We start from the raw sequence: 12,950 nt of genomic DNA, 5'->3' as shown, positions 1-12,950 counted from the left end.
CGAGGATCAACGGACGTCGGGTCTCCTCATTGAGATGCCGACCGCACACGGCGTGACTTGGCTAGACTACCACGGGAGACCCGCCCCCCATGCAGAACGGCACGCGTTTCGTCATCGTCTTCGTGGTCGACGGCCTCCGCCCCGACGCCATCACCCCGGGGGACACGCCCACCCTGTTCCGGCTGCGCGCCGAGGGCGTGGACTTCACGAACAGCCACGCGGTGTTCCCCACGGTGACCCGCGTCAACGCGGCCGCGCTCTCCACGGGGACGCAGCCGGGCACGAACGGCCTCCTGGGCAACCAGATGTACATCCCCGCCGTCTATCCGCGGCGCGCCTTCGACACGGGCAACCACCGCCACCTCCTGCGGCTCGACGAGGCCACCGGCGGTCACCTCCTGCGGACCCCGACGCTCGCCGAGCGTCTCCAGGCCCACGGGCGCTCGCTGGCCGGTGTCAGCTCGGGCTCGACGGGCAGCGCTTTCCTGCTGAATCCAAAGTCGCTTTCGGGAGTGGGCGTGCTCGTCAACGGCTATCTCGAGCCGGGCAAGACCGTGGCCTACCCCGCCCACGTGAGCGAGGCCATCCTCGCCAAGTTCGGGCCGGCCCCGGGGAAGGAGGCAGGGGCGCCGCGCTACGACGCGTCGGTCGCGTGGACACAGCAGGTGCTGCGCGAGTACGTGCTTCCCGAGCTCGCGCCCACCGTCGTGATCGACTGGCTGACCGAGCCGGATCACAGCCAGCACCACTCGGGCGTGGGCTCGCCGTCCGCGCGCGAGGCCCTGGCCCACGACGATCGCGAGATCGCGCACGTGCTGGCGACCCTCGATGACCTCGGTCTGACTGCGTCCACCGACGTGTTCGTGGCCTCCGACCACGGGTTCAGCACGAACACGGCCGGGGTAGACGTGGCCCGCGCCCTGATCGACGCCCGGCTGAAGGCGTCTCCCGACTCGGGCGACGTGGTTCTCGCGAGTAGCGGGCAGGCCGTGGCCCTCCACGTCGAGAACCATGACGGCGAACGGATCGGGCGGATCGCGCGGTTCGTTCAGTCGCAGGAGTGGGGCGGGGTCGTCTTCGTGGCGGGCCGGGCGCCCGCGGACCCGCGCGGGGCGGTCGAGGGGACGTTCTCCCTCGAGCTGATCCACGCGGCCAACCAGGAGCGTGGCGCCGATCTGCTCTTCACGTTTCCCTGGGGCTCACGACCCAACGCGTTCGGAGTGCCGGGGAGCGACCTGGCGAATGTCAGCGGCGGGGCCAAGCTCTACGCGAGCGACCACGGCAGCATGAGCCCCTGGAACGTGCGCAACACGCTCCTGGCCTGGGGCGTGGATTTCAAGAAGCGGACCACGGTCCGCGCGCCCGCGGGCAACGTAGACGTGTCCCCGACCATCCTCGCCCTTCTCGGCATCGCCGAGGGCGGCGGGCTCGACGGCCGCGTTCTCCATGAGGCGCTCGAAGGCCCGGCCGACCCCGAGCAGGTCGCGGTCGAGACGCGCGTCCTCACCGTGGAGGCGGGCGCCTACCGCGCCGCCATCCAGGTGTCGGAGGTGGACGGCCGCCGCTACGTGGACAAGAGCTGGCGCATTTCCTGACGATCCCGACCTAGGCGGGATCGAGCCCCACGATCTCGTTGAACCGTCCGAAGCCGATGTAGAGCGTGGTGTGGGCGACGAGCTCGATGATCTCCGCCTCCGAGAAGTGCTGGCGCATCTCGGACCAGAGGGGGTCGTCGACCTTGTGGTGGTCGACAGCGAGCTTTTCCGCGAACCGGATGGCCGCTCGCTCGCGCGGGCTCAAGAGGTCCGAGGTCTCGTCGTCGATCGCGGCGATCTTCGCATCGGTCGCCCCCGCATGCCGGGCCCCGGCATAGCGCACGGTGAGTCAGTAGCGACAGGCGTTGAGGGCGGCGATCTTCAAGCGCACCAGCTCGCGGAGGACGGGGTCGATCATGCCATCGCGGGCCAGGGTGGCGCGGAACGCCGTGAGGGCCTTGAGCACGCCGGGGTTCCGAGCGTACGTGCGCGGGCCGGCCGAGGTGCCGGTCTGGCGCTCGGCCTCTTCGCAGAGATGCCGGATCTCCTGGTCGACTTCTTGGATTCCCAGTGGCTCGATCCTCGCCATCGTCGCCTCCTCATCGATTGCCCGTGGAGTGGGTGCGGCCGGCCGCGCCCCATGATGCCCCACCATGACCGGCAACGCCAGATGTGTTACGCTTCGCGCGCTCGCCGGGCCACCGGCTATCCCACGACGCGAGGTGCGACAGTGCGACCGAACAGGATCAAGCAGATGTGGCGTGACAAGAAGTGTGTGACGCTGGGCTGGCTCTCCGTGTCCCACGGGTTCACCGCGGAGGTGATGGCGCGGCAGGGTTTCGATGCCCTCTGCGTCGACATGCAGCACGGCACCACCGACATGAGCGATGTCTGGCCCATGCTGCAGGCGATCTCGCAGACTGACACGGTGCCGGTGGTGCGGGTGCCGTGGAACGACCCCGCGACGATCATGAAGGCGCTGGACCTGGGCGCCTACGGCATCATCGTGCCGCTGATCAATACCGCCGAGGACGCGGCCAAGGCGGTGGGCGCCTGCCGCTATCCGCCCGTGGGCATGCGCTCGTCGGGGCCGGTGCGCGCCGTGCACTACGGCGGCGCCGACTACCTCGCCAAGGCGAATGACGAGATCGTCGTCATGGCCATGATCGAGACCAAGGAAGGGCTCGACAACCTGGACGCCATCTGCGCCACTCCCGGGCTCGACGCCGTCTACATCGGCCCCTCCGATCTCTCCTTCGCCCTGGGCATGGCCCCGCGCGGCGACAATCCCGACCCCGTGCACGTGGCCACGTGCGACCGCATCCGCGAGGCCGCGCACAAGCACGGCATCAAGGCGTGCATGCACTGCGCGAGCGCGGCCTTCGCGGCAGGGGCGGTGAAGCGCGGCTTCGACCTCATCATGCTCACCTCCGACCTGGCCTCGATGGTCGCGGGCGCCCGCCGTCAGCTCGACGATCTGAAGGCCGCGACCGCCTGAGCGACCGTCCGGGCGCTTATCGCTGGTGACACCCCATGCAGGCGTAGGTTGAACGCACCATGAGGGTGGGCGCGCCCGGCGGAGGGTTGTCCTGGCGAAAGGCCTCCACGTTGCGCGCGGCATCGCGCATGCGGTCCTCGAGCACGCCTTTGTAAGGCCAGGCGGCGTAGTCCGGCGTGTGCTGAGCGTCGCGATAGATCTTCATCGCGGTGTCGGGGTCGCCGGCTTTCACCAGCATGTCGCCGAAGTTGAGAAAGAATCCTTCGAAGTTGTGGGGGGCGATCCAGGAGTTCAGCACACGCGCTTGGGACCTTCCTTGGTTTCCCGGCGCATGTACTTGGCGAAGTCCGGGTTGGCCCGATCCACCTTCTCACCCACGCACACATCGAGAGTGAGCCACTGGTATTCCAGGCCCTCGCGGAAGCGCGGGGAGTCGTGGGGCTGAGTCGAGAATCCGTAGCCCGCGGTGAAATAGTTGAACTCGGGCCAGGCCGCCACGGCCTCCCGCATGGTGTAGTACCCGCGGCGGCGGAGCTTTTCGTCCTTGTGGATCGCGCCTTCCGTCATGAGCAGGGAGGCGTAGAAGCCGAGGTACCGCGCCTCGCGAGGATTCAGTCGCACGGCTTCCTCGAAATACTTGCGGGCGAGCACGGCATGGTCCGTGATGCCGGGATCGCGGGGCTCGGAGGCCAGGCGGGCCCGCTCGGCGAGGCGCCACACGTGCATCCAGCCGATATGCGCGGCCGTCACCGCGTCGTTGGGATTCTCGAGGTAGGCCGCCTTGAGGGCGGTCAGGGCCTCGGGGATTTTCTGAAACTCGCCGCCGTGAAGGGTCTGCCAGAACAGCCCGTCGACCCGCACGGCCAAGGCCGTCCGTTCGGGACTGGGCGCCTTCTCGGGAGCCGACCAGACCGCGAGGGCGGCGCATCCCCCCGCCAGCATGCCCACAGCCAAAACCACCGAGACGAGTGTGCGAGCTCTCATGGGTCTCCTCATATATCTAGAAGATACATATCTTCCAGATCCAAGGCAAGCCCTAGGCGCTTGTCGCCCCATGCTGCCGGAGAAAGGCCAATCCTTGCCGCGCGTCCTCGATGGAGAGCTCGAGCACCCCTGGGAGAGTAGCGAAGGGAGGATGCGTCGCGACCGAGATCACGCCCATGCCGATGGTCCCCGCGCCGGGGGCGGCGTGCCGGTCGCGATGCGCCCCGCAGGGAAGCTGGCAGTCATTGAGATGGAAGGCGACCACCCGCTCCAGCATTCCCTCGTCGGCCAGGGCGTCGGCCAGGCGCTGGCCCGCGGCCTCGCCCGAGAGATCGAAGCCGGCGGCGTGGAGATGGCAGGTGTCGATGAGAAGGCCGAAGCGATCGCCGGGCGCGCCGACATCGCGCACGAGGCGCGCCAGCTCCGGGATGGTCTGGCCCAGCTCGCTGCCCTCGCAGGAGTTCTCGAGGAGCAGCCGGGGGCCCTCGGGCATGCGCGCGATCAGCTCGCCCAGCTTGCGCGTGGCGAGGGTCAGGGCCGCCTCCGCGCTTGGGTGCCCCTTGGCGTAGCCCACGTGAAAGCACACGGCGTCGAGCCCGACCTCCGCCGCCACCTTGAGATCGGCGAGGAGGCTCGAGACCGAGGAGTTGCGGATGCGGCCCTCGGGGCTGGCCAGGTTGATGAGCAGTGAGCCGTGCGCCACACCCCAGACCCGGCGCCCCTCCAGACCCTCGACGAGCGCGGCGCGGTCGGCCGGCTCGGGCACGCCGTAGTTGCCGAAGCGGCCCGGGTCGCGCAGCACGGTCTGGTAGACGTCCACGCCTTCCTGGCGCAGCAGCGCGGGGATGGTGGCCAGGGGCGGATCGATGGACAGGCCGACGCGCATGCGGGTCAGCGAAACGCGGGGAGGACGCGCTCGCCGAAGAGTCGGACGGTCTCGGGCTGGCCGCCGTCGGTGAACAGGCAGATGAAGTACGTGATGCCCTGGGCGACTTTATGTCGCAGGGTCTCGATGCACCGGTCGGGCGTGCCGATGGTCGCGATCTTGTCCACATCGCCGAAGAAGGCGAGGCGCTGGCGCGCGTCTTCGAGGGGGGCCTGGAGGGCCGCGTCGGTCGGCGCGATGACCACGAGGTCCTGGAGCGAGAGCTCGAGACTGGCAAAGTCGCGACCGACGGCCCGGCAGTGCTCGCGCAGCACGGCGGTCTTGTGGTCGAGCTGCGCATAGTTGCCCGCCGACGCGTTCCAGATGTCGGCCTCCTGAGCGACCAGCCGCAGCATCTTCTTCTCGCCCGCGCCGCCGATCATGATCGGCGGACGGGGAGACTGGAGCGGGCGCGGCCGGCAGATGGCTCCTTTCAGCCGGTAGTGTATCCCGGCGAAGTCGAACTGCTCGCCCGCCCACAGCCGCTTGATGATCTGGATGCCCTCGGCGAGCTGGTCGATCCGTACGCCCGGGCTCGGAAAGTCGAAGCCGTAGGCGTGGTACTCCAGCTCGTGCCAGCCGGCGCCGATACCAAGCTCGAATCGGCCGCCACTGATCTGATCGAGGGTGGCGGCCATCTTGGCCAGGAGGGCGGGGGAGCGGAAGGAGTTGCAGAGCACGTTGCCGCCCACGCGCACGCGCTTCGTGATCGTCGCGCACGCCGTCATGGTCGTCCACGACTCGAGGATGTCGCTCGACGGATCGGGCAGCGCGAGGAGATGGTCGATGAAGTAGATGGAGTCGAAGCCGAGGTCGTCGCAGATGCGCGCGGACTCCGCGATGGCCGGCCAGCGATTGTCGGCCTGGCGGAGCAGCGCCCCGAAACGGATCCGACGGTCAGGCGACATCGCCCGCGCTCAGTACGTGCCGGGGCGGATCTGCTTGTAGAGCTCCTTGAGCTTGTCCACGGAGAAGCCCGAGGCCTGGCAGGTGGAGATGATCTTCTTCTCGTCGGCTTCGACCTTGGCGATGGCCGCGGGGATCTGGGGGGCGATCTCCTCGGGGATGGTGACCACGCCGTGCTGATCGAGATGGACGAGATCGCCCGGCTTGATCCACACGCCGCCCACCTTGACGGGGATGCCGAAGTCGACCATGTGGACGTTGGCGTGGGAGACGGAGATGTGGGCGGCCGCGAACTGGAACTTCAGGGCGCGGACCTCGTCCAGATCGCGCACGGAGCCATCCGTGACCACGCCGACGCAGCCGAGGGCGCGGTGGATGTTGGCCTGCACCTCGCCCCACTGGGCGCCCTGGCCGCGCGGCTCGTCGAGATCGTGGACGACGATGACCCGCGGCGCGGGAATGCTCAGCACGAAATCCCACCAGCCGTAGGTGCTGGCGCGATGACCGTCGATGGGGCCCTGCTCGGCGCGGATGATGCAGGTGGCGGCGTACCCGACGAGGGGGCCGAGCTCGGGAAAGAGCCCGCGGATCTCCGAGGAGACATTGCCGACTTCCCGCGGGCGAATCTTGAAGGTCTCGATGGCATTGGCGACGCTGGGGCTGGTGATCTTGGTGAGGGCGTCGATCTGCTGGCTGGAGAGCGGCACGGGTGGTCCTCCTTGGGGGACGGTGGAATGCCTAGATGGTGCCCTTGCGCTTCTCGATGAGCACCTGCTTGAGCTGTTCGATCATGGCTTCGACCTGCGCGAGATTGGGATTGACCTGCAGCGCGCGCTGGAAGTACGCGAGGGCCTGCTCCGGCTGGCCGAGCCGGAGATAGATCTGCCCGTAGCCGCTGAGCACGCCCCAGTGATGCGGGTTGCGCTTCACGACCTCGTCGCAGTCCTTGAGCGATTTCTCGTACTCCCCGGTCAAGAAGTAGATGGTGGCGCGCTTGTTCCAGCCTTCCGCGAAGTCCGGCCGCGCCTGGATGATGTTGGTAAAGGTCTCGATGGCGCCCGGGGCATCGCCGCGGCTCATCTGCTCGACTCCCACCGCGAAGAGGGCATCCACCTTGTCGTCGCCGGAGCGGCTCCACACCTGCCAGATAGAGCTTTCACCAAGTGTCCGCACCAATTCGTCAGGGTCGCGCAGCGTCTTCATCATGGCGGGCAAGTCCGCGGGCCGGCCGAGCTCGCCGAGCCAGGCCGCGGCCTGCCTGCGCCCTTCGAGATCCGTGCCGGCGAGCGCGGCCAGCGCTTGCTCGCGCGTCATGTGCGGGCGCGCCTGCGTCTGGGCCACCGCCGGCGCCGCGAGCAGGAGGGCCAGCATGAAGGCCAGCGTTCTCACGAGGGCCGCCCGAGCAACTTGAGGAACTCATCCTCGTCGAGGATGGTGACGCGTAGGCGTTTGGCATCCTCGACCTTGGCGCCGGGCTCCTCGCCCGCCACGACATAGCTGGTCTTCTTGGACACCGAGCCCGATACGCGGCCGCCCGCGCGAAGGATGAGGTCCCTGGCCTGATCACGGGACAGCGTCTTGAGGCCTCCCGTCAGCACCACCGTCTTGCCCGTGAGCGGCCCGGGCTCGTCCGAGACGCCTTCCTCGTTGAGGTCGAGCCCGACCTTGCGCAGGTGGGCGATGGTCTTGCGGTTGCGGTCCATCTGAAAGAACCCGTGCACGGACTCGGCGATCTTGGGCCCTATGCCAGAGATCTCGCTGATCTCTTCCTGGCTCGCCTGCTCGAGACGATCCATGGTGCCGAAGCGCGCGGCCAGGAGCTGAGCGGCGCGCTCGCCCACCATCCGGATGCCGAGCCCGTTCAGCACGCGCGAGAGGCCGCGCCGCTTCGAGGCCTGGATGGCGTGGGCGAGATTCTTGGCCGACTTGGCCGCGAGACGCTCGAGACTGGCCAGCTGCTCGACGTCCAGCTCGTACAGATCGCCGAAGTCCTTCACCATCTCGCGGTTCACGAGCTGCTCGATGACCACCTCACCCAGGTGCTCGATGTCCATGGCGCGCCGCGAGCCCCAGTGGAAGAGCCGCTCCTTGAGCTGGGCGGGGCAGGCGACGTTGGTGCAGCGCCAGATAGCCTCGCCGGCGGGGCGCTCGGCCGGCGCGCCGCAGGCGGGGCAGTGCGTCGGCATCTGGAAGGACACCGTATCGGGCGGGCGCTTGGAGGTGATGACCTGGACGAGATAGGGAATGACGTCGCCCGCGCGCTCGATGAGCACGGTATCGCCCACACGCACGTCCTTGCGGTGGATCTCATCCTCGTTGTGCAGGCTGACATTGCTCACGGTGACGCCCGACAGCTCGACGGGCTCCAGCTCGGCGGCTGGAGTGAGCGCGCCCGTCTTGCCCACGTTGATCGTGATCGCCTTGACGCGCGTGGTCGCCTGTCGCGCCGCGAACTTGAAGGCGATGGCCCAGCGCGGGTGATGGGCGGTGGCCCCGAGGCGGCGCTGCTGCTCGAGGTCGTTGACCTTGACCACGGCGCCATCGGCCTCGTAGTCGAGCTGGTCCCGCTCGGCCTCGAGGCGCTGGCCATAGGCGATGACCGCCTCGATATCCGGGCAGCGCTCCGAGCGCGGATTGACGGGGAAGCCGCTTTGCCTGAGGGCTTCGAGCCGCTCCCAGTGGGTGTCGAAGAGCGGGGGCTCGAGGATGCTCACGTGGTAGAGAAAGATCTCGAGGGGCCGGGTGGCCGTGATCGCGGGGTCCTTCTGCCTCACCGCGCCGGCGGCCGCGTTGCGCGGATTCGCGAAGGTGGCCTCGCCGGCCTCTTCGAGCCGCGCGTTCAGCTTGGCGAAGGCTTGGCGGGGCATGTAGACCTCGCCGCGGACCTCGAGCCGCTTGGCGTCCTTGAGCGGCCCGTGAAGGGTGGGCGGGATGGTCTTGATGGTACGCAGGTTCTGCGTCACGTCTTCGCCGATGCGCCCGTCCCCGCGCGTGGCGCCGCGCACGAGCCGTCCGCGCTCGTACAGGAGGGCCACGCCGAGGCCGTCGATCTTCGGCTCGCACACGAAATCGAGCGTGGCCTGGGGCAGGGCCCGACGGATGCGTGCCTCGAACTCGCGCAGGTCGTCCGGGGACATGGCGTTGTCGAGCGAGAGCATGGCCGTCAGATGCTCGACGGGCGCAAAGGCCTCGACGCGGGGGCCTCCCGGGCTCTGGGTGGGACTGTCCGCGGTGATCAGATCCGGGTGCGCCTCCTCGAGGGCGCGGAGCTCCTTCCACAGCCGGTCGTACTCCGCATCGGAGATCTCTGGACGGTTCTCCGCGTAGTAGAGGTAGTTGTGACGGTGAATCGCCTCGCGGAGGGCCTCGATGCGCTCCGCGGCCTCGGCGGGTTTCGTCATGGCGAGGTTCAGGATAGCACCGGCCTCGGTGTCGTGCTCGGCCGGTGGAGCCCCGCGTGATGGCGGACTCTGCTAATCTTGATGCGCCGTGCGACGCGCTCTCGCCCTCTTCGTCCTCCTCGTGACCGCGGGCTGCGCGTCTGCCGACTCCTCGCGCGATGCCCTCCGCCTGATCGTCGAGGAATGTCTCGATCCGGCGGAGCCCCGCTACTGCGCCCGGTGCCGCTGGCCTCAGGCGGGAACATGCGACCTCGAGTACCCGTGCACGCGCACCACGGAGGTGTGGGCCCAGAGCCAGGAGTTCGTGGCCATTCGCGACATCAAGATGTGCGGGTGCCCGGCCGGTTTCGTTCACGGGCTGGCCATGCCGCGCTATCCCGTCTCCGGAATCGAGGATTGGCGTCGGGCGGATGGTCTCTGGCGCTTCGGATGGGAGGCGGCCCGCGCGCGCATCGGGGACGACCGGGCGATCGCCCTCGTGGTGAACCCGCCGGGTCTCCGCACCCAGGACCAGCTCCACATTCACCTGGTGCGCCTCCTCCCGCAGGCGCGACCCCGCGTCGACGCGCTCAACCCCGCCCGCGTCGACCGGCTCGAGGAAGTATGGCTGGCCGCCGGGCGCCACGCGGCCGGGCGCGGGCTCAATGCCTATGGCGTGATCGTGATCCTGGCTTCCGACGGGGGCTGGCTCGTGGCCTCGGAGGCCGGGAGCCCCGAGGAGGAGTACACGATCGGGCGCTGCGGGAGCTGAGCCGGCTCCTTCGCGAGCGTCTTCTGCCGCGGTTCGCCGGAGAGCTGGCCTGCCTCTTTTGACTCGTGCTCGGCGATCTGCCATGATCGGCGACGTGGCCGCGCTCTCTTCTCATTCGGATCCCTCTCCCCCACTGGGGGAGAGGGCAGGGTGAGGGGGTCTGGTGTTCGCACATAATCAGGGCTAGAGGCGTGTTCTCCTTTCACTTCGCGCGCCAATCCCTGAAGCGCGCGGACGTTCCTTGATGCGCCGCGCTCCCACTCCCGAGCTCATAGCCTTTCTTTCGTCAACGTCGCTCTTGCGCGAACTGGATGAGTCCGCTCTCACGGCGATCGCCACGGAGCTCGAGTACGTCTATCTCTCCGGCGGCGGGACTCTCATGCGCGAGGGAGAGGCCGGTGACGCTCTGTACATTCTCCTGAATGGACGCCTGCGCATCGTGGCCCGCCGCCCAGAGAAGGATGAAAACGTCATCAACGAGATAGGTCCGGGCGAGACGGTGGGGGAAATGGCCATTCTGACCGGCGAGCCGCGGTCGGCGACCGTTCGGGCGATCCGCGACTGCGCGCTGGTGAAGTTCTCGAAGGCGGCATTCGATCATCTCGTTGAAAGGCATCCGAAAACGATGATGCAGCTCGCCGGCCTGATCGTCCTGCGTTTCCAGCAGATGGTCCGCTCGCCGCGCTTCGAGACGGAGCCGTCCACGATTGTCCTGGTTCCCGCGGGTGAGGGCGCGCCGCTGACAGAGGTGGCGCGGTACCTCGTGGCGGCGCTGGGAACGATGGGGACCGCGTTGCACGTCCACCGTCAATTGGTGGACGACGGTCTCGGGAGAGGTGTGGCCCGACTTCCTCCAGATCATGAGGAGAACAGCCGGATCATCGCCTGGCTCAGCGAGCAGGAAGGACGTCACACGTTTGTCGTGTATGAGCCTGACGCCTGGCCATCGCCATGGGCGGCCCGATGCCTTCGTCAAGCGGATCGCATTCTGCTCGTGGGCCGTGCTGAATCGCCGCCCGTCTTGAGTCGTTTCGAGATCGACGGGCTCGGCTCCGGTCTGACCGGCGCGGCCACGGAGCTGGTACTGGTACACCCGCACGGGACTACCCAGCCCACCGGCACCCGGGGGTGGCTGGCCAAGCGTCGCGTCACCACCCATCATCACGTTCGCCATGGATCGGACGCTGACATGCGCCACCTCGCCCGACGCTTGACGGGGCGCTCCATCGGGCTCGTCCTGAGCGGAGGCGGCGCCCGCGGCCTTGCCCACATCGGTGTCGTCCGGGCCTTGGAAGAGCTCGCCGTCCCCATCGACGTGGTGGGCGGTACGAGCATGGGAGGGATCATCGCCGGTCTGTACGCGCTGGGACACGATTCTCGCGCGATGCTCGATCTCAGCCGGCGAGGATTCGTCAAGATGGGAGTCCAGCCGCTGATGGACTACACACCGCCCGTCGTATCCCTGCTGAACGGACGCCGCGCCGCTGCCGTCGTGAAGATGCTCGCCGCCGACACCCAGATCGAAGACCTCTGGGTCAAGTACTTCTGCGTATCGACGAACCTCACGCGCGCCGAGGGCCTCGTGCATGAAGACGGGCCGTTGTACAAGTGGCTGCTCGCCACGGCCAGTCTGCCCGGATACTACCCGCCCATCCCGGCCGATGGCGACCTGCTGGTCGATGGGGGCCTCCTCAACCTCCTTCCCGCCGATGTCATGAGGCGCCAGGGCGTGGGCACGATCATCGGTGTCGACGTCACCGTGCGGCAAGACCTGAGAACGGACATGACGTACCAGGACTACTTGTCAGGCTGGCCGTTGCTGTGGGCGCGGCTGAACCCCTTCGCGCGGAAGCCTCGCATCCCGAATATATTCGGGATCCTCTCGCGCGCGGTCACCGTGAACGGCATCTACCGCCTGGAGTCCGTCAAGCAAAGCGTTGATCTTTATCTCCACCTGCCTCTCGAGCAGTTCGAGCTAGGCGACTGGCGGTCGCTCGACAGAATTGTCGAGATCGGGTATCAATCCGCTCGCGAGAAGATTGCCGGCTGGGCCGCCACGCGCCCTTCTCCACGGGGCGTGGGTTCTCATCTCGGCTGATCGCGAACGTGTGCGGTCTGCCCCTGCCTTCTCTGCCGCGGCCCGGTCAGCGGCGGCGATCCTTTCCCTCCGCCGCCGTCTGCGCCGCGCGAAACGCCTTTTCCGCTTCGACAAAGAGAGCCTGGGCCCGACTGAACTCTCCCTGCTTGAGGGCCTCCTCGGCCTGGCCCTGGGCGGAACTGGCCTTGGCCCAGAGGGCGGGCGCCCGCCCAGGCGCATCGACCAGCTCGGCGGCCCGACGGGCCTCCGCGGCCTGGCTCGCGACCACGCGGGTCTCTATCAGTGTTCTCGTCAGGGCCGCGGTCCGGTTCGCCTCCGCCTTCGCGAGACCATATGCCTCCAGGGCTTCACGGTATCGCTGCTGCGCCCCCGCCATGTCCTGCTGGCCCAGTGCGGCGTCGCCCTCACGCATTTTCTGCGCGGCGGCCGCGAACTCCGAGGGTGCCAGACGGTCCGTATCCGCGCGTGCGGCCTCGTCGCGCGCGGCCAGGACCTGCTTGCGGAGTCCCTCGGCGGCGCTACGGCCGGCAGGTGGCTCGGGGGACTGGGCGACCGGGCGCGGAGGGCTTGTCGGCGCCACGGGCGCCTGAGGCGGGGCAGGCTCGGCAGGCCGAGCGACCGGGCGCGGCGCGCTGGCCTCGGGTTCGGGAGGCGAAACCCGCGGCGGCACCCGAGACGGCCAGAAGAAGATCACCAGGACCGAGGCGGCGATCACGATGGCGGCGATTCCACCGAGGACGATGGTCGCCGCCTTCGCCCCGAAACGCCGCGGCCATCGCCTCGAAGCTCCCTGGAGGTCGTGGGCGCGTGTGCGGTCGCGCCTCAACCCGATGTCCCCGAGTCCTGGCGCCG

At 68.5% G+C, this 12,950-nt stretch carries 14 protein-coding genes; 4 read left to right on the top strand and 10 right to left on the bottom strand.

All coding sequences use genetic code 11. The features are described from left to right. The first annotated feature begins 89 nt into the window (after window positions 1-89). The gene (locus VGT00_21960) at window positions 90-1,595 is read left to right on the top strand and encodes an alkaline phosphatase family protein (GenBank protein HEV8534093.1); all 1,506 of its coding nucleotides are present in this window, start codon (window positions 90-92) and stop codon (window positions 1,593-1,595) included. A 10-nt stretch (window positions 1,596-1,605) separates the two neighbouring features. On the opposite strand, the gene VGT00_21955 is transcribed toward VGT00_21960, so the two are convergent. Together VGT00_21955 and VGT00_21950 are read right to left on the bottom strand one after the other, a co-directional pair. Beyond that, window positions 1,606-1,878, bottom strand: coding sequence for a hypothetical protein (locus VGT00_21955; GenBank protein ID HEV8534092.1), 273 nt, complete (start codon window positions 1,876-1,878; stop codon window positions 1,606-1,608). A 6-nt stretch (window positions 1,879-1,884) separates the two neighbouring features. Continuing rightward, window positions 1,885-2,124 (bottom strand): carboxymuconolactone decarboxylase family protein, encoded by a 240-nt coding sequence (locus VGT00_21950; protein ID HEV8534091.1) that lies wholly within the window; start codon window positions 2,122-2,124, stop codon window positions 1,885-1,887. 165 nt (window positions 2,125-2,289) lie between these two features. On the opposite strand from VGT00_21950, the gene VGT00_21945 reads away from it, so the two are divergent. Then, window positions 2,290-3,033, top strand: coding sequence for an aldolase/citrate lyase family protein (locus tag VGT00_21945; GenBank protein HEV8534090.1), 744 nt, complete (start codon window positions 2,290-2,292; stop codon window positions 3,031-3,033). 16 nt (window positions 3,034-3,049) lie between these two features. On the opposite strand, the gene VGT00_21940 is transcribed toward VGT00_21945, so the two are convergent. Genes VGT00_21940 through ligA form a run of 7 tightly spaced genes read right to left on the bottom strand, consistent with a single transcriptional unit; the run spans window position 3,050 to window position 9,249 of the window. Beyond that, the gene (locus VGT00_21940; GenBank protein HEV8534089.1) at window positions 3,050-3,331 is read right to left on the bottom strand and encodes a hypothetical protein; all 282 of its coding nucleotides are present in this window, start codon (window positions 3,329-3,331) and stop codon (window positions 3,050-3,052) included. After that, window positions 3,325-4,017, bottom strand: coding sequence for a hypothetical protein (locus VGT00_21935; protein HEV8534088.1), 693 nt, complete (start codon window positions 4,015-4,017; stop codon window positions 3,325-3,327). Before VGT00_21935 ends, VGT00_21940 begins: the two co-directional genes overlap by 7 nt. Before the next feature lie 52 nt (window positions 4,018-4,069). After that, window positions 4,070-4,903, bottom strand: a complete 834-nt coding sequence (locus tag VGT00_21930) for a TIM barrel protein (GenBank protein ID HEV8534087.1) — start codon at window positions 4,901-4,903, stop codon at window positions 4,070-4,072. Between the two features lie 5 nt (window positions 4,904-4,908). Further along, window positions 4,909-5,850, bottom strand: a complete 942-nt coding sequence (locus VGT00_21925) for a TIGR03560 family F420-dependent LLM class oxidoreductase (protein HEV8534086.1) — start codon at window positions 5,848-5,850, stop codon at window positions 4,909-4,911. A gap of 9 nt (window positions 5,851-5,859) precedes the next feature. Next, window positions 5,860-6,555: an RraA family protein gene (locus VGT00_21920; GenBank protein HEV8534085.1), complete on the bottom strand. Its 696-nt coding sequence runs from the start codon at window positions 6,553-6,555 to the stop codon at window positions 5,860-5,862. Between the two features lie 31 nt (window positions 6,556-6,586). Then, a complete protein-coding gene (locus tag VGT00_21915; GenBank protein ID HEV8534084.1) occupies window positions 6,587-7,237 on the bottom strand; it encodes a tetratricopeptide repeat protein in 651 nt (216 codons plus the stop codon). Then, on the bottom strand, window positions 7,234-9,249 hold the full coding sequence (ligA, locus tag VGT00_21910; GenBank protein ID HEV8534083.1) for an NAD-dependent DNA ligase LigA: 2,016 nt from the start codon (window positions 9,247-9,249) through the stop codon (window positions 7,234-7,236). The genes VGT00_21915 and ligA overlap by 4 nt, the downstream gene beginning before the upstream one ends. 88 nt (window positions 9,250-9,337) lie before the next feature. On the opposite strand from ligA, the gene VGT00_21905 reads away from it, so the two are divergent. Together VGT00_21905 and VGT00_21900 are read left to right on the top strand one after the other, a co-directional pair. Beyond that, window positions 9,338-10,000 carry a CDP-diacylglycerol diphosphatase gene (locus VGT00_21905; GenBank protein ID HEV8534082.1) on the top strand — a complete coding sequence of 221 codons (663 nt, stop codon included), beginning with the start codon at window positions 9,338-9,340 and terminating at the stop codon, window positions 9,998-10,000. A gap of 298 nt (window positions 10,001-10,298) precedes the next feature. Next, on the top strand, window positions 10,299-12,098 hold the full coding sequence (locus VGT00_21900) for a patatin-like phospholipase family protein (protein ID HEV8534081.1): 1,800 nt from the start codon (window positions 10,299-10,301) through the stop codon (window positions 12,096-12,098). A gap of 46 nt (window positions 12,099-12,144) precedes the next feature. Here VGT00_21900 and VGT00_21895 read toward each other — a convergent pair. Beyond that, the coding region (locus tag VGT00_21895) for a hypothetical protein (protein HEV8534080.1) at window positions 12,145-12,950 on the bottom strand (806 nt) is incomplete at its 5' end.

The organism is Candidatus Methylomirabilota bacterium (genome assembly GCA_036002485.1).
Taxonomy (GTDB): Bacteria; Methylomirabilota; Methylomirabilia; order Rokubacteriales; family CSP1-6; genus AR37.
Note: the sequence above shows the minus strand (reverse complement) of the source record. Positions and strands in the feature narration are given on the sequence as shown.

What these genes read in the sequence shown, in the direction of transcription:
- VGT00_21960 (HEV8534093.1), top strand. Translation starts at nt 90, where the DNA reads ATGCAGAACGGCACGCGTTTCGTCATCGTCTTCGTGGTCGACGGCCTC.
- VGT00_21950 (HEV8534091.1), bottom strand. Translation starts at nt 2,124, where the DNA reads ATGGCGAGGATCGAGCCACTGGGAATCCAAGAAGTCGACCAGGAGATC.
- VGT00_21945 (HEV8534090.1), top strand. Translation starts at nt 2,290, where the DNA reads ATGTGGCGTGACAAGAAGTGTGTGACGCTGGGCTGGCTCTCCGTGTCC.
- VGT00_21935 (HEV8534088.1), bottom strand. Translation starts at nt 4,017, where the DNA reads ATGAGAGCTCGCACACTCGTCTCGGTGGTTTTGGCTGTGGGCATGCTG.
- VGT00_21930 (HEV8534087.1), bottom strand. Translation starts at nt 4,903, where the DNA reads ATGCGCGTCGGCCTGTCCATCGATCCGCCCCTGGCCACCATCCCCGCG.
- VGT00_21925 (HEV8534086.1), bottom strand. Translation starts at nt 5,850, where the DNA reads ATGTCGCCTGACCGTCGGATCCGTTTCGGGGCGCTGCTCCGCCAGGCC.
- ligA (HEV8534083.1), bottom strand. Translation starts at nt 9,249, where the DNA reads ATGACGAAACCCGCCGAGGCCGCGGAGCGCATCGAGGCCCTCCGCGAG.